Below are 17,565 nucleotides of genomic sequence, written 5' to 3'. Positions count from 1 at the left end.
ATCTATAACGGTATCTGGCAGGTTTCTTCATTCAGGATGTTTTATAGGTCCGGCCTGCTCAAAAGGAAGGTGACCCATGCGTATAGATCGTTTAACCAGCAAATTGCAGTTAGCTCTATCCGACGCCCAATCGCTGGCTGTCGGCCTTGATCATCCCGGCATTGAACCGGCGCACTTGATGCAAGCCATGCTTGAACAGCAGGGCGGTTCGATCAAGCCCCTGCTGATGCAGGTCGGTTTCGACGTCAACAGCCTGCGTAAAGAGCTGACCAAAGAGCTCGACCAGCTACCAAAAATCCAGAATCCGACCGGCGACGTCAACATGTCGCAGGATCTGGCGCGCCTGCTCAACCAGGCCGATCGTCTGGCCCAACAGAAGGGCGATCAGTTTATTTCCAGTGAGTTGGTGTTGCTCGCCGCCATGGACGAGAACAGCAAGCTCGGCAAATTGTTGCTCGGCCAGGGCGTGAGCAAGAAAGCCCTGGAAAACGCGATCAACAACCTGCGTGGTGGCGAGGCGGTCAATGACGCCAACCACGAAGAGTCGCGTCAGGCGCTGGATAAATACACCGTCGACCTGACCAAGCGCGCCGAAGACGGCAAGCTCGATCCGGTGATCGGCCGTGACGACGAAATTCGCCGGACCATTCAGGTGCTGCAACGCCGCACCAAAAACAACCCGGTGCTGATCGGTGAACCTGGCGTGGGTAAAACCGCCATCGCCGAAGGCCTGGCCCAGCGCATCATCAACGGCGAAGTGCCGGACGGCCTGAAAGGCAAACGCCTGTTGTCCCTGGACATGGGGGCACTGATTGCCGGTGCCAAGTACCGGGGCGAGTTCGAAGAACGCCTGAAATCCCTGCTCAACGAACTGTCGAAGCAGGAAGGGCAGATCATTCTGTTCATCGACGAATTGCACACCATGGTCGGCGCCGGTAAAGGCGAAGGTTCGATGGACGCGGGCAACATGCTCAAGCCTGCATTGGCCCGTGGTGAATTGCACTGCGTCGGCGCGACCACGCTCAACGAGTACCGCCAATATATAGAGAAGGACGCGGCCCTCGAGCGGCGCTTCCAGAAAGTGCTGGTGGACGAACCGAGCGAAGAAGACACCATCGCCATTCTGCGTGGCCTGAAAGAACGCTATGAAGTTCACCATAAAGTGGCGATCACCGACGGCGCGATCATCGCCGCGGCCAAACTGAGCCATCGCTACATTACGGATCGTCAGTTGCCGGACAAGGCCATCGACCTGATCGACGAAGCCGCCAGCCGCATCCGCATGGAGATCGATTCCAAGCCGGAAGTGCTGGACCGTCTCGAGCGTCGTCTGATTCAGCTCAAGGTGGAATCCCAGGCGCTGAAGAAAGAAAGCGACGAAGCGGCGATCAAGCGCCTGGAAAAACTCCAGGAAGAAATCGTTCGTCTCGAGCGCGAGTATTCGGACCTCGAAGAAATCTGGAATTCGGAAAAAGCCGAAGTTCAGGGTTCTGCGCAGATCCAGCAGAAAATCGAACAGTCCCGTCAGGAACTGGAAGCAGCCCGTCGTAAAGGCGACCTCAACCGCATGGCCGAGCTGCAATACGGGGTGATCCCGGACCTGGAGCGCAGCCTGCAAATGGTCGACCAGCATGGCAAAAGCGAAAACCAGTTGCTGCGCAGCAAAGTGACCGAAGAAGAGATCGCTGAAGTCGTGTCGAAATGGACCGGCATTCCGGTGTCGAAAATGCTCGAAGGCGAGCGCGACAAGCTGATGAAGATGGAAAGCCTGTTGCACCAACGTGTGATCGGTCAGGACGAAGCGGTGATCGCGGTTTCCAACGCAGTGCGGCGTTCGCGGGCCGGGTTGTCCGACCCGAATCGTCCAAGCGGTTCGTTCATGTTCCTCGGCCCGACCGGTGTCGGTAAAACCGAGCTGTGCAAGGCGTTGGCCGAGTTCCTCTTTGATACCGAAGAGGCCATGGTGCGGATCGACATGTCCGAGTTCATGGAGAAACATTCCGTGGCTCGCCTAATCGGTGCGCCACCAGGCTACGTGGGTTACGAGGAGGGCGGTTACCTGACCGAGGCGGTGCGTCGCAAGCCTTATTCGGTGATCCTGCTGGATGAGGTCGAGAAGGCCCACCCGGACGTCTTCAACATCTTGCTGCAAGTGCTGGAAGATGGCCGCTTGACCGACAGCCATGGCCGCACGGTGGATTTCAAGAACACCGTGATCGTCATGACCTCCAACCTGGGTTCGGTACAGATCCAGGAGCTGGTCGGTGATCGTGAGGCTCAGCGCGCGGCGGTGATGGATGCGATTTCCACGCATTTCCGGCCGGAGTTCATCAACCGGGTCGACGAAGTGGTGATCTTCGAGCCATTGGCTCGGGATCAAATCGCGGGCATTACCGAGATCCAGTTGGGTCGTCTGCGCAGTCGCCTGACCGAGCGGGAACTGAGGCTGGAACTCAGCCCTGAGGCCATGGATAAGCTGATCGCTGTCGGTTACGACCCGGTGTACGGCGCGCGGCCGCTCAAACGAGCGATCCAGCGCTGGATCGAAAACCCGCTGGCGCAGCTGATTCTGTCGGGTCGTTTCATGCCCGGCGATACCGCCAAAGGTGTGGTGGAAAACGACGAAATCGTCTTCGCCTGATCCACTTTTACGACTGTAGGAGCGAGCTTGCTCGCGATGGACGTCAACGATAACGCGCGCTGTCTGGATGAACGCGTTGTTCCGACTTTTTTCGCGAGCAAGCTCGCTCCAACAAGAGGCCTCGCATTGCGAGGCCTTTTTTTCGTCAGGTTGTTGAACTGAAAGGAAAAGGCTTGTAAAGTGCGCCCCGCAGTAAGTCACCCCGAAGGGTTTCCGCTCCCCAAGCAGGAATCTGAAATAAGTTGCAAATCATTAACTTGAAAGCAATTTAAGGGGTTGACAGAGGTGCTTAAGATTGTAGAATAGCGCGCCTCAGACACACGAACGCAGCGATGCGAACGGGTCGAAGAGGTGAAGCAAGCTTCACAGTTGTAAATTGAAATATGTAGTTCCGTGATAGCTCAGTCGGTAGAGCAAATGACTGTTAATCATTGGGTCCCAGGTTCGAGTCCTGGTCACGGAGCCAATTTCAAACCGGGGTATAGCGCAGTCCGGTAGCGCGCCTGCTTTGGGAGCAGGATGTCAGGAGTTCGAATCCCCTTACCCCGACCATTTTTGGGTCGTTAGCTCAGTTGGTAGAGCAGTTGGCTTTTAACCAATTGGTCGTAGGTTCGAATCCCACACGACCCACCATTTTTGAAACCAGTTAGCGCTGGAATCGAATCTTAAGATCAGAGGCCAAAAGCGCTGATCGAAGAAGGCGCCTTTCAAAGGTGCCTTTTTTTTACCGGGGTATAGCGCAGTCCGGTAGCGCGCCTGCTTTGGGAGCAGGATGTCAGGAGTTCGAATCCCCTTACCCCGACCATACATAGAAAAAGGCGTCCAATAGGACGCCTTTTTTTTGGTTCCTGTCCCGTCCTGCATAGGCTTTACGCCTTTTCCATCTCCAAGCCGGGTTCGGCGTCCCAAGCGTTTTGAATTAAACCTTCATCAAGTACACCGTCACCAGCGCTTGGTTAGCGGCCAGTCAATCCTGTACCGCGCATAAGAACGCCGGTTTGTTGGATGTGTTTGCTCGCGCGAACATCATCAATCAAACCGGCGTTCTGTTTTCTATGTTTCCCGGGATCCGTGAAAACTTTTTTGCATTTGAAATCAAGATTGTGCCAAGGATGACGGTCTGTTCAATGCATCGGGGTCATGCTAAAACCTCCCGGTCTGCCAATTCGTCTGTAGCGCTCGTGCAATAAGGGTTGCTGCCGCGTCCCTCGGATTAATTGAGCGGTTTCCATAGACATTTGCAGGTAAGGTTTCCCATGAAGGCGGTAATTCTGGCGGGTGGGCTTGGCACGCGTATTTCTGAAGAGTCCCATTTGCGTCCCAAGCCGATGATCGAAATCGGTGGCAAGCCGATTCTCTGGCACATTATGAAGCTCTACTCTTCTTACGGAATCAATGATTTCGTGATTTGCTGTGGTTACAAGGGCTATGTGATCAAGGAGTACTTCGCCAACTATTTCCTGCACATGTCCGATGTCACGTTTGACATGTCCAATAACACCATGGAAGTTCATCAGCGCTACGTTGAGCCTTGGCGCGTCACGCTGGTCAATACCGGCGAGGACACCTTGACCGGAGGGCGGCTCAAGCGAGTCCGTGAGCATCTGGGCGAAGAGCCATTCTGTTTTACCTATGGTGATGGCGTATCGGATGTGAATATCCGCGAGTTAATCGATTTTCACCACGCTCACGGCAAGCTTGCCACCGTGACGGCTATTCAGCCGCCGGGAAGATATGGCGCTTTGAATATGCAGGGCAGCCAGGTCAACAGCTTCCAGGAGAAGCCCGCGGGTGATGGCGCCTGGATCAATGGCGGCTACTTTGTGCTCAATCCTTCCGTCATTGATTACATCGCTGATGATCAATCCAGCTGGGAAACCGAGCCACTGATGCGATTGGCTGATGAGGGAAACCTCATGGCTTATCAACACAGTGGCTTTTGGCAGGCGATGGATACCTTGCGGGATAAAAATCACCTCGAAGATTTGTGGGGCAAAGGTAATGCACCCTGGAAGCGCTGGGCATGAAGCAGTTCGGCGATCTCTATCGGGGCCGTAAGGTTCTGCTCACCGGGCATACGGGCTTCAAAGGCAGTTGGTTGGCGACCTGGCTTTGCGAGCTCGGCGCGCAAGTGACCGGTCTCGGTCTGACGCCTGAAAGTACTCTGGCTCACTGGGACCTGTTGAGTATCCCGGCAGTTGATCTGCGCGGTGACATTCGCGATCCGGCGGTGGTTCGGGATGCATTCGAGAAAGCGGAGCCGGAAATCGTTTTTCACCTTGCTGCTCAGGCGCTGGTGCGTCGCTCCTATCGCGATCCCCTGGAAAGCTGGTCGACCAACGTGATGGGGACTGCCAATGTGCTTGAGGCCTGCCGGCATACGCCCAGTGTGCGGGCGGTCATTGTCATCACGACGGACAAGGTCTACGCCAACAACGAGTGGCCTTGGGGGTATCGTGAAAATGATCGCCTCGGTGGTCATGACCCTTACAGTGCATCCAAAGCGGCCAGCGAACTGGTAGTCGACAGCTATCGCAAGGCATTCTGGAGCACTGAAGGTGCGCCGCTGATCGCCTCGGCACGTGCCGGTAATGTCATCGGCGGGGGTGATTGGTCCGAGGATCGTCTGATCCCCGACCTGGTCAGGGCTGTCAAGGCCAGCGAATCCCTGGAAATCCGTTCTCCTCAATCCACCCGACCTTGGCAGCATGTACTCGAATGCCTGTCCGGCTACCTATTGCTCGGCCAGCGTCTTCTGATGCTCGATAAGGCGATTGAGGGCGGGTGGAATTTTGGTCCTGCGCCGCAAGACAACCGTACGGTTGCAGAGGTGTTAACAGGCTTGCAGGTGTATTGGCCGGAACTCGCTTGGCATACCACATCCGTACCGCAGCCGCACGAAGCCAATCTGCTGTACCTCGACTGCGCACAGGCGAAGGCTCGCCTGGGTTGGCAGCCGGTCTGGAGTCTGGAGCAAAGCCTGGAAATGACGGCTGACTGGTACCGTCACCAGTCCTCCACAGGTCAGGCGATCACTCGTGAGCAACTGGCGAGGTACATCACTGCGGCAGTTCAAGTCGGCTGTGTCTGGATTGATTCATGAATATCCGACCTACAGCGATAAATGGCGCCGTAGTGGTTGAAACGCAGCCTTACCAGGACCACCGTGGCGCATTCAGTCGTTTGTTCTGCGAAAAAAGCCTGGCTGACGTTTTGGGTACTCAACATATCGTGCAGATCAACCATTCTCGTACCTCGACCATTGGCGCCGTGCGGGGGCTGCATTTTCAGCATGCCCCCCATGCGGAGATGAAAATGGTCCGTTGCCTGAAAGGCCGGGTATGGGATGTGGTCGTCGATCTGCGTGCAGACTCTCCGACATTTTTGCGCTGGCATGCTGAAGAGCTGAGCCCGCAAACCGGTCGCATGTTAGTGATTCCTCAAGGCTGCGCGCACGGTTTTCAAGTGCTCGAAGCCGAGAGCGAGTTGCTCTACCTGCACACAGCTTTGTATGAGCCGACGGCTGAAGGGGGGGTACGTTATGATGACCCTCGACTGGGAATCACCTGGCCATTGCCTGTCTCCGATCTTTCCGAGCGCGACAAGAATCACGCTTTGCTATCTAACGAATTCGCCGGACTTCATGTATGAAATGTCGCCACTGCTCTGAGCCGCTGCAGCACACTTTTCTGGATCTGGGTTTTGCTCCGCCCTCCAATTCGTACCTCAGCGAAGCGGAGTTGAGCTCGCCGGAAATCTACTTTCCGCTCAAATTGAAAGTGTGCGAGAACTGCTGGTTGGTACAGACCGAAGATTACGCTCAGGCAGACCTGTTCTTTTCCAAGGATTACGCCTACTTCTCGTCCACTTCGACCAGTTGGCTCAAGCATGCCGCTGTTTATTCGCGGACCATGATCGAACGCTTGGGGCTCGGAGCTGACAGCTTTGTGATCGAAGTGGCTTCGAACGATGGTTACCTGCTGAAGAATTTTTTGGCCGCAGATATCCCATGTCTTGGGATTGAACCGACCGCCAGCACGGCCGCTGCTGCGGAGGAAATCGGTATCCCGGTGTTGCGTGAGTTTTTCGGTGAAGAACTGGGCAAGCGGCTGGCGACCGAGGGACGCCAAGCTGATTTGATTGCCGGCAACAACGTTTTTGCCCATGTGCCGGATATCAACGATTTCACTCGTGGTCTGAAAGCGGCTTTGAAACCTGGGGGAACCATCACCCTTGAGTTTCCGCACCTCATGCGTCTGATCCAGCACACCCAGTTCGACACCGTATACCACGAGCACTTTTCCTATTTGTCGCTTTACACGGTAAATCAAATCTTTGCCCAGGCTGGTTTGCGGATCAGTGAGGTAGAAGAGTTGCCGACCCATGGTGGTAGCTTGCGCGTGCATGGCTGTCATGTTGAGGATGGTCGCAGTGACAGCCCTGGCGTCGCTCGTCTTCTGGACGCGGAGTTGCAGTTCGGGTTGCAGGATCTGAAGATCTATCAAGGTTTTCAAGTGCTGGCCGATGAAGTCAAGAATGGCCTGCTCAGTTTCCTGATCGAGCAGAAGCGCGCGGGCAAACAGGTAGTTGCATATGGTGCCGCTGCCAAGGGCAACACGCTGTTGAACTATGCAGGCGTCAAACCGGATCTCTTGGCCTATGTGTGTGATGCAGCGCCGTCCAAGCAAGGTAAATACCTTCCCGGGAGTCATATCCCGGTCTACTCGCCGCAGAAGCTGAAAGAAACTCAACCCGATACCGTGGTGATTCTGCCCTGGAACATCGCCGATGAAGTGATCGGTCATCACAGCTACGTCAGAAAGTGGGGTGGACAGTTTGTTACGGCTGTTCCCGCACTGGAGGTCAAATGAGCGAGCGGATTTTCTACACCAAGCCTTCGATTACCGAACTGGAAGTCGAGTACGCCACTGACGCGGCCAGAAACGGTTGGGGCGACAAATGCTACGAGTACATCGTGCGTTTCGAGAATGCATTCAAGGCCCACCTTGGCGTTGAATATGCGATTGCTACCTCGAGCTGTACGGGTGCCCTGCACATGGGCATGGCCGCCTTGGGCATAGGGCCGGGCGACGAAGTGATCATGGCGGACACCAATTGGATCGCCACCGTTTCTCCTGTCGAACACCTGGGCGCTACTCCGGTATTCGTCGATATTCTTCCTGATACCTGGTGCATTGATCCCGAGCAAGTGGAATCAGCCATCACCCCTAAAACCAAAGCCATTGTCGCGGTGCACCTGTACGGCAATCTCTGCGATATGGACCGTTTGCTGGAAATCGGCGAGCGCCATGGCATTCCCGTTATCGAGGATGCGGCTGAAGCGATCGGTTCTCAGTATCACGGCAAGCGGGCCGGTAGCATGGGGACTTTTGGCAGCTTTTCTTTCCATGGCACCAAGACCCTTACGACGGGCGAAGGCGGCATGTTTGTCACTAACGACGCCGCTCTTTACGAAAAAGTACTGACACTTTCAAACCACGGCAGGGCGAGAGGGCAGACCAAGCAGTTCTGGCCGGACATGGTTGGTTTCAAATACAAGATGTCGAATATTCAAGCTGCGATCGGCTGTGCGCAAATCGAACGAATCGACGACCTTATACGCCGTAAAAAAGAAGTCATGGATTACTATCGGCAGAAACTTCAGCCTTATTCGGGCGTGGCGTTGAATCCAGAGCCAGAAGGCATAGTAATTGGCGCATGGATGCCCACAGCAGTGTTTTCGCCTGAAACTGGATTGACCTGTGAAATATTGCAAAAAGAACTGGCCGCTCAACAGGTAGATGCGCGAGTGTTCTTTAGCCCACTGTCCAGTTTACCTATGTTTGATGATCGAAAAGAGAATAAATTTTCGTGGGCTATACCTGAGAGGGCCATCAACCTTCCTAGTTATCATGACCTTACCCAGGAACAGCAAGACGTCATTGTGAATGTCATTATTCAGCGGTTGAAACAATATGAGTGACCTGCAGAAAGTCATGATCGCTGGAGTAGGTGGCGCATCACTTGGCACCGAATTGCTCAAATGTTTGTCGCTGGCAGGTGGCTATGAAGCCTATGGCTGCGATATATCCACCACGGCGTATGGCTTGTATGAATCCGGGTTCAAAAAAACCTTTCACGTCAAGCGTGAGCATTACATTGCCGATGTCATTGAGGCCTGTAAAGACAGCGGTTCTACCTGGCTTCTACCTGGTGGCGAGCAACCTATGGTTCTTCTCGGTGCCGCAGCGAAGCAGCTTGAGGACGCTGGCATTCATTTGCTCAGCAACTCGCCTGAGGTCATCGCGAGCTTTTCCGACAAGGATGAGACGTTCAAGTTGCTGTCCCAGGCAAACATCCCCATCCCGAAAACCCGCGCGATAGAGTCTGCGCGTGATGTTGAAGGGGTCGGTTTGCCTTGCATCGTCAAACCAGCGACCGGTTCTGGAGGAAGTGCCTCAGTTTTTTTTGCCGTTAGCACTGATGAAGCAATGGTCTATGCGGATTTTATTCGCCGCAGTGGAAGTGTCCCGCTGGCGCAAGAGTACATAGATGATGACGGCGGGGAGTTTACCGTAGGTGTACTGACTCTGCCGAGCGGCCAAACAATCGGATCAATCGCATTGCGTCGAGCGATGGATGCAAAACTGTCAGTCGCTTACAGAGGGCGGGGTGGGTTGATCTCCAGTGGGTACTCCCAAGGCTATATCGATGAGTTTGCTGACGTGTGCCGGCAAGCAGAAGCGATCGCCGAGGCGGTGTCTAGCCGGGGGCCGATCAACATTCAGGGGCGAATCAAGGATGGGGTGTTCATTCCATTTGAGATAAACCCGCGGTTTTCAGCGTCGACGTACTTGCGTGCGATGGCGGGCTTTAACGAGGTGGACCTGTTTATCAAGTCGATTTCGACAGGTGCGCCAGCGCATCAGCCGAAAATTACACCCGGTTGGTATCTGCGGAGTCTGACGGAGAGATTCGTCCCTGTTGAGCATTTGAAATGAGTATTCGTTGGATCACTGCATCGCTCGGAACGGCGCCGGCACTGGCGGTTCAAAATACGCCGGATATCAATATTATCGATGTTCGCGATTTGGTTGATAAAGCGGGTAATCGTGCAGAAAGTGTTCGCCTTAAAATTGAGCAAGGGGTTGAGTCCCTGCGTTCTGGGAAAAAAACGGTCATTTGCTGCGACTATGGAATTTCCCGTAGTAATGCTATTGCGGCGGGAGTGCTCTCTGTATATGAGGGGATCTCTTTAGAGCAGGCAGTAAGAAAAGTTCAAGATTCAACAGGTGAAAAAGAAATAAAGTTAGAGCCTCTTATGGCTGTAAGAGCGGCGCTAGGCACGAAAAGTAAACATGGTAATGAAGCAAAACGCTCTGTTTTGGTAACCGGTGGTGGCGGATTTATTGGTCGGTCACTGTTGCCAATGCTTGAGCAGGATTTCACCGTTGTCGCTCCATCGCGTGATTTGATTAATTTGGAAAGTGGCAGTACGCAGCTTGATTTACTGGTAGGCGAAAGTGGGGCCGACTGCATTGTCCACTTGGCAAATCCGCGAATTTATACATCGAATGTTGCTTTTGGTTCGACGATGACGATGTTGCGAAATGTCATTGATGTATGTCTGAGCCGTGATGTACGCCTCATCTATTTGTCCGGGTGGGAGGTGTACTCCGGTTATCGAGGTAACGTTACTGCTGATGAGTCGTTGCCACTGTTTTCGAAAGGTCCGTACGGGGACTCAAAATACCTTGCGGAAGCACTTCTGGAGCACAGTAAAAAAAATCAAGGCTTAAAATGCTCGATTTTGAGGTCCGGGCCGGTTTATGGGGTTCATGCAGATAAGCCGAAGTTTATATATAACTTTATCAATAAGGCCCTGAGGAACGAACCTATCGTGACGCATCGCTACAGGAACGGTAATCCCGCCCTGGATTTGATGTGTGTCGAAGATCTGGTTTCAGCAATAGTACAGGTCGTAAAATCCGATACTAAGGAAACTTTCAATTTAGGAACTGGTGTGCTGACGGAAACCGTCGAAATCGCCACTCTGATCTCGGGGATACTGGGTAGCAGTAGTCTGATTTCCAGTACGCTAATCGATTCGGATACTGCCTGCATATCAATGGACTCTTCAAAAGCTTTTAATACTTTTGGATGGAAGCCTCAGGTTGATCTGAATTCGGGTGTCATGAATATTATTGAATTTGAGAAAGGTAAAATCAGATGATGTCGGCGGATGAGAAAGAACTGCAGGAAAACTTCCCTTGGGCCCGCTCGCAGGTTTTCAGCGATTACAATAGCGTGCTGGGTTACTACCAGGCTCTGGCATGCCTGGAGCATGCTACTGGCGATAGCCTTCTGGACCTTCCGTGTGGAGATGCAATATTAACCAAGGTGCTCGCCCCGCACTTCAAAAGAGTAGTAGGCGTTGATGCGTCCAGCAAGCATTTGGCGTTGGCGAAAGAAAACCTTCCAGAAGCAGAATTCCACGAAGCGCTGATTGAGGACTTCGAAACATCGGAGCGATTCAGCACTATCACGATGATTAATATCCTCGAGCACGTCGTCGATCCTATTGCTGTTCTGAAAAAAGCAGCTTCTTTATTGACTGACGATGGGGTCTTGCTTGTACATGTTCCAAATGCCCGAGCTGTTAATAGACGTCTTGCGGTCTTGATGGGCACGTTGAACGAATGTGAAGAGCTTTCTCCATTCGATATAAATGTCGTAGGTCATCGACGCTCCTACACCCTCGATACGCTGTGTGCCGATGTTGCTGCTGCCGGGCTCAAGGTTTCTGCTACGGGAGGTGTTTTTTATAAAATGCTTTCTACTCCACAAATCGACTGGTTTCTGAAGAACGGTCTGTGGGAAGAGGGCGGATTTGGTTGGGGCCGTGTAGGGGCGGAGAAAAAAGATTGGAAGGCTGAGTTTTGCCGCGCGTGTTATGAGCTAGGCAAACAGCATCCGGAAGACTGTAATATTATTTATGCCTGCATTACAAAATAATTGGTGATGTGATGAACCCAGTAGAAGAATTCAAGAAGCAAGTATCACAAAACATTCAAGCGCTTGGTGATGATAAGGATGTGCAGGCACTGTCTCGAATTTGGTCTCGAGAAACCAATAAGCTTGGATATACTTATAATTTCTCCTGGTTCGGTCGGCCGGTAATTCAGTATCCGCAGGATCTTCATGCGATGCAGGAGCTGATCTGGGAAATTAAACCGGATCTGATCATTGAAACCGGCATCGCCCACGGCGGGTCATTGATCTTTAGCGCTTCCATGCTGGCAATGCTCGACTATTGCGAGGCGGTTGAACAAGGCAAGAGCCTTGATCCGCGGGCTAGCAAGCGCCGTGTGCTCGGTATTGATATCGACATTCGCCAGCACAACGCTGATGCAATCAAAGCGCATCCGTTGTCTCACATGATCGATATGATCCAAGGCTCCAGCATCGATCTGGATACCGTTACTAAAGTCCGTGAATACGCTAAAGGCTACAAGCGTGTTCTGGTTTGCCTGGACTCTAATCATACCCATGATCACGTGCTGGCTGAACTTGAGGCCTATGCGGATTTGGTCAGCGTTGATAGCTACTGTGTGGTATTTGATACGCTCATTGAAGACTTGCCTGCGGGTCTGGTGCAAGACCGTCCGTGGGGGCCAGGTAACAGCCCTAAGACTGCAGTTTACGAATATTTGAAGTCGCACACCGACTTTACAATTGATAAGCAAATAGATAACAAGCTGTTGATTTCTGTAGCACCTGACGGGTATTTGAAAAAAGTAAACTGACAATGTGTCGGCCGTGCGCCGACACACTTCACCATTGCGACGATTGGGATCTCTGATATCCAATCAGTCCATCAGATCATGAGCGCAATCAAGTGATCGCCAGTGCCGTTGAAGGGGCAAGCTCAGGTGGCGTGTCGAGTTGATCGTCACCTGTTGGATATTCGCGGCCTGTCTCAAGCACCTCTTGTATCCCGGTGCGGGAAGCCTTTCCGTCGCCATCGAGGTATATCGCTCAAAAAACTCAGCCACGTAAATGCGGTGTTGACCGAAGCCAGGAGGGCAGGGTGTATCTCTACTGTGTCGCGCGGGGGAGGGGGCGTAGGGGGGAAATGGCGTGGGGGATACGATGTGACACTGGCGTGTTTGTTGGTCTGAACACCTGCGAGACATCAATTGCTTTAAAGCCGTGCCGGGAGAAAACTGGCATAATGCGCTTTTTCGGTTGCGAGGCTTAGGGGGGACCCTGCCGAGCAATCCAAGGCCTCGGACCCCGCGGTCGGTAATGCATGGAAGGCTATTCGGACCAGGCCAACCAAGATGTGACTGCTTACCCGGAAATGGCAAGACAATACGCGAAGAAAGCTTCAATAACGGGCAGTTATTCCCGATTAGTTGCAGTGCTAATTGCTTAAGAATTAGTTAATGGGAGTTTTACCTGATGTCGGACATGAAGCAGGCGAGTGTTGGCAAGTTCAAAAGCAGAGAGGCTCTAATTGGTATCGTAGGGCTGGGTTATGTCGGTCTGCCTCTGATGTTGCGTTACAACGCTATTGGCTTTCGTGTGCTGGGCATCGATATCGATGAGGCTAAAGTCTCCCGGTTGAATGACGGACAAAGCTATATCGAGCATATCCCTGCCGGGAAAATTCAGAGCGCCCGTCAAAGCGGCTTCGAGGCCACCACTGATTTCCAGCGCGCCAGCGAATGCGACGCCCTGATCCTGTGTGTTCCAACCCCTCTGAACAAGTACCGTGAACCGGACATGAGCTTCGTGATCAACACCACGGAAGCGATCAAACCTTATTTGCGCGAAGGGCAGGTTGTCTCTCTGGAGAGCACCACCTATCCGGGGACTACGGAAGAAGAACTGCTTCCGCGCGTTCAGGAAGGCGGCTTGAAGGAGTGCAGCAACCACATGGCGGCGAGGTGGATAACGCCGTCCATGCCTTTCATTGCATCGTTCAGCAGATCGATTTCGCGTACGTCGCCGCCATTGGCGTAAAGGCTGCAGCGCGGATCCTTCAACTGTCCTGCCTCGCGGTGATCTCCGCCAAGCGTCGCAAGATCCCGGTGTTCCATATGGAGGCGGGTAACCGCTGCTTCGATCAGCGGGTGCCTGAAGAGCTGAACCGCAAGGTGCTGGATCACCTCAGCGACATCAACATGGTGTTGACCGAGCATGCTCGCCGTTACCTGATCGCCGAGGGTATTCGCCCTGAAACGATCATCAAGACCGGCTCGCACATGCAGGAAGTCCTCGAGCACTACATGCCCAAGATCGAGCTGTCCGATGTGCTGACGCGCAGTGGCCTCGAGCAGGACAAGTTCTTCATCGTCAGTATCCATCGCGAGGAAAACGTCGACACGCCGGACAACCTGCGCGATTTGCTGGATACCTTGCGGGCCCTGGCCGATCAATATGGTTTCCCGTTGATCGTTTCGACTCACCCGCGTACGCGTAAGCGTCTGGAAGCCTTGGGTGAATCCCTCGATCACCCGTTGATCCGCTTCGTCAAACCTTTCGGTCTGCTGGACTACATCAAGCTGCAGATGTCGGCGTTCTGTGTGCTTTCCGACAGCGGCACCATTACCGAAGAAGCGTCCTTGCTGAACCTGCCTGCCGTCACCCTGCGCAACGCTCATGAGCGTCCCGAGGGGATGGATGAAGGGACGCTGATCATGAGCGGCCTGAAGCGCGGCTCCGTGATGGATGCGGTGCGGGTGGTGACCAGCCAGCATTCTCGCGAGCAGCGTAAGGTGCCAGTGGTGCCGGATTATCAAGGCGGACCGGTTTCGCTGCAGGTGGTTCGTGTGGTCCTGAGCTACACCGACTACATCAATCGCACGGTGTGGAGCAAGGCTTGAGCCCACTATGATGCGAGTCCTTTTGACGGGGGCCAGCGGCTTTGTCGGGTCTGCGGTTCAGGCTCGTCTGCTGACTGATCCTCATTTTGCAGTGCGTGCTGTCTATCGACAGTTACCGCCGCAGTCCTCGCCTCGCCTGGAAGTCTGTCAGGTATCCGGACTTGAGCCGGACACCGACTGGCAGGTGCCGCTTGAGAGCGTCGACGTCGTTATCCATTGTGCTGCCCGCGTGCATGTCATGAACGAAAGCGAAGCTGATCCGCTGGCCGCCTTTCGCCGGGCCAATGTGCAGGGGACGTTACGTCTGGCGGAGCAAGCAGCCCAGTCCGGTGTCCGGCGTTTCATCTACCTGAGTTCGATCAAGGTCAACGGTGAGGGCACGCCGCCCGGTCGTCCTTATACGGCCGATGATCAGCCTGCTCCGCTGGACCCTTATGGCGTCTCCAAGCTGGAGGCCGAGCAGGCCTTGCAGACACTGGCGGCGAAAACCGGGATGGAAGTGGTGATCATTCGTCCGGTGCTGGTCTATGGCCCTGGGGTGAAGGCCAACTTTCGCAGCATGATGGGTTGGCTCAATAAAGGCGTGCCATTGCCGCTGGGAGCCATTAACAACAAGCGCAGCCTGGTGGCCCTGGACAATCTGGTCGACCTGATCGTGACCTGCATCCATCATCGCGCCGCTGCCAACCAGGTTTTCCTGGTGAGTGACGACGAGGACCTGTCCACCAGCGATCTGCTGCGACGTATGGCCCGGGCTTTGGGCCGGCCAGCGCGTTTGCTGCCATTGCCGATGTGGCTGTTGAGCGGCACTGCGCAACTGCTGGGGAAAAAGGCACTGTCCCAGCGACTCTGCGGGTCGTTGCAGGTCGATATCAAGAAAACCAAAGCGTTGCTCGAGTGGACCCCGGCAGTCAGCGTGGATGGGGCGTTGGCAAAGACCGCGAAAGACTTTCTGGAGCCGCGAGTGTGACAGGGAGAGGGTGGATTGCAGGCAGTAAGTCGAGCGAAGGGAAATCGTGTAATGCGTGAGCGTTTATTGAATCTGCCGCGTAGCTATAAGCGCGTCTTGCAGTTGCTGATTGATATTGTGCTGGTCTGGGTGGCGCTCTGGCTGGCATTTGTCGTGCGTCTGGGTATTGAACAACCAGTGAATCCTTTCGGGGATTATGCGTGGCTGTTCGCGGCTGCGCCGGTCATTGCAATCCCCATCTTTATCAACCTCGGCCTGTATCGCGCGGTGATGCGTTATTTCGGCAATGATGCCTTGCTCAGTATCTTCAAGGCCGTGACCTTGTCGGCGCTGCTGTTGACGGTCTACGTCTATTTGTACCGCCCTGACGTACTGGTACCACGCTCGCTGATCGTCAATTACTGGTGGCTGAGTTTGTTGATGGTCGGTGGCCTGCGCTTGTTCATGCGCCAGTATTTTCTAGGCGACTGGTTTCTCGCCGGACAGCATGTTCCTTTCCTGCGCCAGGACGATGACGCCACCAAGGTCGCCATCTATGGTGGCGGGGCGGCAGGCAATCAGTTGGTGGCAGCACTGCGCATGGAAAAGGCGATGCGTCCGGTCGCTTTTATCGATGATGACGCGGGCATTGCCAGTCGGGTGATCGCCGGGCTCAAGGTCTACCCGTCTGCGGATATCGAAGGGCTGATCGAAGACACCGGCGCAACCGAAGTCTTGCTGGCCATTCCGTCGGCGTCGCGCGCCAGACGGCGCGAGATCCTCGCAGCGCTTGAGCCTTATCCAGTGCATGTGCGGACGATTCCGGGGTTTATGGATCTGGCCAATGGCCGGGTCAGTGTCAGCGATCTGCAGGAAGTCGATATTATCGACCTGCTCGGGCGAGACTCGGTTGCGGCGCAGCAGGCTCTTTTCGAACGCTGTATCCGTGGGCAGGTGGTCATGGTGACGGGGGCGGGCGGTTCCATTGGTTCCGAGCTGTGCCGGCAAATCCTCACCAGCAAACCGACGGCGCTGATTCTGTTCGAACACAGTGAGTTCAATCTCTACAGCATTCATAGCGAGTTGGAGAGATTGATCCAAAGCGAGGGGCTGAGCCTGGAGCTGGTGCCGATCCTCGGTTCGATTCGCAACAGCCAGCGTCTGCTGGATGTGATGCGCACCTGGAACGTGAAGACGGTCTATCACGCCGCTGCCTATAAGCATGTACCGATCGTCGAGCATAACGTTGCCGAAGGCGTGCTGAATAATGTCCTCGGAACCTTGCAGACCGCGCAGGCGGCCGTGCAGGCGGGGGTCGAGCATTTCGTGCTGATCTCCACCGACAAGGCGGTGCGACCGACCAATGTCATGGGATGCACCAAGCGACTGGCCGAGATGACACTGCAGGCATTGAGCCGTGAGTCCAATCCGCTGCTGCTGGGCGAGCACTTCACGACGTCTTGCGCCAACGCGACCCGGTTTACCATGGTGCGTTTCGGCAATGTGCTGGGCTCGTCCGGTTCGGTGATCCCGCTGTTTCGCGAGCAAATCAAGAATGGCGGGCCGATTACGGTGACCCATCCGAACATGACCCGCTATTTCATGACCATTCCCGAGGCCGCTCAACTGGTGATCCAGGCGGGCTCGATGGGTCAGGGTGGCGACGTGTTCGTGCTCGACATGGGGCAACCAGTGAAGATCGCCGACCTGGCGGAAAAGATGGTCCACCTGTCCGGCCTTTCCCTGCGTAGCGAAGAGCGACCGAACGGGGACATTGCGATCGAGTTTACTGGTCTGCGCCGAGGCGAAAAGCTCTATGAGGAGTTGCTGATCGGTGACAACGTGTCCCCGACCGAACACGCGATGATCATGCGCGCCGACGAAGAGCATCTTCCGTGGGAAGACTTCAAACAGGCGATTTCAGCGCTGTTGAAGGCCGTTGCAGAGGATGACTATGTGCAAGTTCGCACGCTGTTGCGCGATACGGTCAACGGCTACGAACCCGAATGCCACATTGTCGACCTGATACACGAGCGCCGTCAGAAGTCGGGTTGTTCCGACGACGTTTGACGGATACGGAGGCT

General features: G+C 54.5%; 13 protein-coding genes, 4 tRNA genes and 1 pseudogene. All 18 read left to right on the top strand.

The annotated features are described in order from the left end of the window. Positions 1-76 precede the first annotated feature (76 nt). Complete coding sequence (gene clpB, locus ACA066_RS24850) at positions 77-2,641, top strand: ATP-dependent chaperone ClpB (protein ID WP_497697014.1); 2,565 nt, start codon at positions 77-79, stop codon at positions 2,639-2,641. 390 nt (positions 2,642-3,031) lie between these two features. Further along, positions 3,032-3,107: transfer RNA gene (locus ACA066_RS24845), tRNA-Asn, on the top strand. A gap of 9 nt (positions 3,108-3,116) precedes the next feature. Next, a tRNA-Pro gene (locus ACA066_RS24840) sits at positions 3,117-3,193 on the top strand. Positions 3,194-3,198: 5 nt separating this feature from the next. Next, positions 3,199-3,274, top strand: a tRNA-Lys gene (locus ACA066_RS24835). Between the two features lie 95 nt (positions 3,275-3,369). Further along, positions 3,370-3,446, top strand: a tRNA-Pro gene (locus ACA066_RS24830). A gap of 451 nt (positions 3,447-3,897) precedes the next feature. After that, positions 3,898-4,668 carry a glucose-1-phosphate cytidylyltransferase gene (gene rfbF / locus ACA066_RS24825; protein ID WP_497697013.1) on the top strand — a complete coding sequence of 257 codons (771 nt, stop codon included), beginning with the start codon at positions 3,898-3,900 and terminating at the stop codon, positions 4,666-4,668. After that, positions 4,665-5,744, top strand: coding sequence for a CDP-glucose 4,6-dehydratase (rfbG, locus tag ACA066_RS24820; protein ID WP_497697012.1), 1,080 nt, complete (start codon positions 4,665-4,667; stop codon positions 5,742-5,744). Before rfbF ends, rfbG begins: the two co-directional genes overlap by 4 nt. Next, complete coding sequence (gene rfbC, locus ACA066_RS24815) at positions 5,741-6,292, top strand: dTDP-4-dehydrorhamnose 3,5-epimerase (protein ID WP_497697011.1); 552 nt, start codon at positions 5,741-5,743, stop codon at positions 6,290-6,292. Before rfbG ends, rfbC begins: the two co-directional genes overlap by 4 nt. Then, the gene (locus ACA066_RS24810; RefSeq protein WP_497697010.1) at positions 6,289-7,512 is read left to right on the top strand and encodes a class I SAM-dependent methyltransferase; all 1,224 of its coding nucleotides are present in this window, start codon (positions 6,289-6,291) and stop codon (positions 7,510-7,512) included. The genes rfbC and ACA066_RS24810 overlap by 4 nt, the downstream gene beginning before the upstream one ends. Continuing rightward, a complete protein-coding gene (locus ACA066_RS24805; protein WP_497697009.1) occupies positions 7,509-8,624 on the top strand; it encodes a DegT/DnrJ/EryC1/StrS family aminotransferase in 1,116 nt (371 codons plus the stop codon). The genes ACA066_RS24810 and ACA066_RS24805 overlap by 4 nt, the downstream gene beginning before the upstream one ends. Further along, positions 8,617-9,642 carry an ATP-grasp domain-containing protein gene (locus tag ACA066_RS24800; protein WP_497697008.1) on the top strand — a complete coding sequence of 342 codons (1,026 nt, stop codon included), beginning with the start codon at positions 8,617-8,619 and terminating at the stop codon, positions 9,640-9,642. The genes ACA066_RS24805 and ACA066_RS24800 overlap by 8 nt, the downstream gene beginning before the upstream one ends. Further along, entirely contained in the window at positions 9,639-10,874 is a 1,236-nt protein-coding gene (locus ACA066_RS24795; RefSeq protein WP_497697007.1) for an NAD-dependent epimerase/dehydratase family protein, read from the top strand. Before ACA066_RS24800 ends, ACA066_RS24795 begins: the two co-directional genes overlap by 4 nt. Continuing rightward, positions 10,871-11,656 (top strand): class I SAM-dependent methyltransferase, encoded by a 786-nt coding sequence (locus tag ACA066_RS24790; RefSeq protein ID WP_497697006.1) that lies wholly within the window; start codon positions 10,871-10,873, stop codon positions 11,654-11,656. Before ACA066_RS24795 ends, ACA066_RS24790 begins: the two co-directional genes overlap by 4 nt. An 11-nt stretch (positions 11,657-11,667) precedes the next feature. Beyond that, positions 11,668-12,447 (top strand): cephalosporin hydroxylase family protein, encoded by a 780-nt coding sequence (locus ACA066_RS24785; protein ID WP_497697005.1) that lies wholly within the window; start codon positions 11,668-11,670, stop codon positions 12,445-12,447. A 667-nt stretch (positions 12,448-13,114) separates the two neighbouring features. Further along, a pseudogene (gene wbpA, locus ACA066_RS24780) lies at positions 13,115-13,564 on the top strand (UDP-N-acetyl-D-glucosamine 6-dehydrogenase); the annotation flags it as partial. Between the two features lie 71 nt (positions 13,565-13,635). After that, entirely contained in the window at positions 13,636-14,532 is an 897-nt protein-coding gene (locus ACA066_RS24775; RefSeq protein ID WP_497699957.1) for a UDP-N-acetyl glucosamine 2-epimerase, read from the top strand. A 7-nt stretch (positions 14,533-14,539) separates the two neighbouring features. Next, entirely contained in the window at positions 14,540-15,502 is a 963-nt protein-coding gene (locus ACA066_RS24770; RefSeq protein WP_497697004.1) for a UDP-glucose 4-epimerase family protein, read from the top strand. A 51-nt stretch (positions 15,503-15,553) separates the two neighbouring features. Beyond that, entirely contained in the window at positions 15,554-17,551 is a 1,998-nt protein-coding gene (locus ACA066_RS24765) for a polysaccharide biosynthesis protein (protein WP_497697003.1), read from the top strand. The last annotated feature ends 14 nt before the right edge of the window (positions 17,552-17,565 follow it).

This window comes from Pseudomonas sp. LBUM1651, from assembly GCF_059716135.1.
This window is presented reverse-complemented; position numbering and strand designations above follow the sequence as displayed.

Coding starts and splice junctions, on each gene's coding strand:
- clpB (WP_497697014.1), top strand. CDS start 77: ATGCGTATAGATCGTTTAACCAGCAAATTGCAGTTAGCTCTATCCGAC.
- rfbF (WP_497697013.1), top strand. CDS start 3,898: ATGAAGGCGGTAATTCTGGCGGGTGGGCTTGGCACGCGTATTTCTGAA.
- rfbG (WP_497697012.1), top strand. CDS start 4,665: ATGAAGCAGTTCGGCGATCTCTATCGGGGCCGTAAGGTTCTGCTCACC.
- rfbC (WP_497697011.1), top strand. CDS start 5,741: ATGAATATCCGACCTACAGCGATAAATGGCGCCGTAGTGGTTGAAACG.
- ACA066_RS24810 (WP_497697010.1), top strand. CDS start 6,289: ATGAAATGTCGCCACTGCTCTGAGCCGCTGCAGCACACTTTTCTGGAT.
- ACA066_RS24805 (WP_497697009.1), top strand. CDS start 7,509: ATGAGCGAGCGGATTTTCTACACCAAGCCTTCGATTACCGAACTGGAA.
- ACA066_RS24800 (WP_497697008.1), top strand. CDS start 8,617: ATGAGTGACCTGCAGAAAGTCATGATCGCTGGAGTAGGTGGCGCATCA.
- ACA066_RS24795 (WP_497697007.1), top strand. CDS start 9,639: ATGAGTATTCGTTGGATCACTGCATCGCTCGGAACGGCGCCGGCACTG.
- ACA066_RS24790 (WP_497697006.1), top strand. CDS start 10,871: ATGATGTCGGCGGATGAGAAAGAACTGCAGGAAAACTTCCCTTGGGCC.
- ACA066_RS24785 (WP_497697005.1), top strand. CDS start 11,668: ATGAACCCAGTAGAAGAATTCAAGAAGCAAGTATCACAAAACATTCAA.
- ACA066_RS24770 (WP_497697004.1), top strand. CDS start 14,540: ATGATGCGAGTCCTTTTGACGGGGGCCAGCGGCTTTGTCGGGTCTGCG.
- ACA066_RS24765 (WP_497697003.1), top strand. CDS start 15,554: ATGCGTGAGCGTTTATTGAATCTGCCGCGTAGCTATAAGCGCGTCTTG.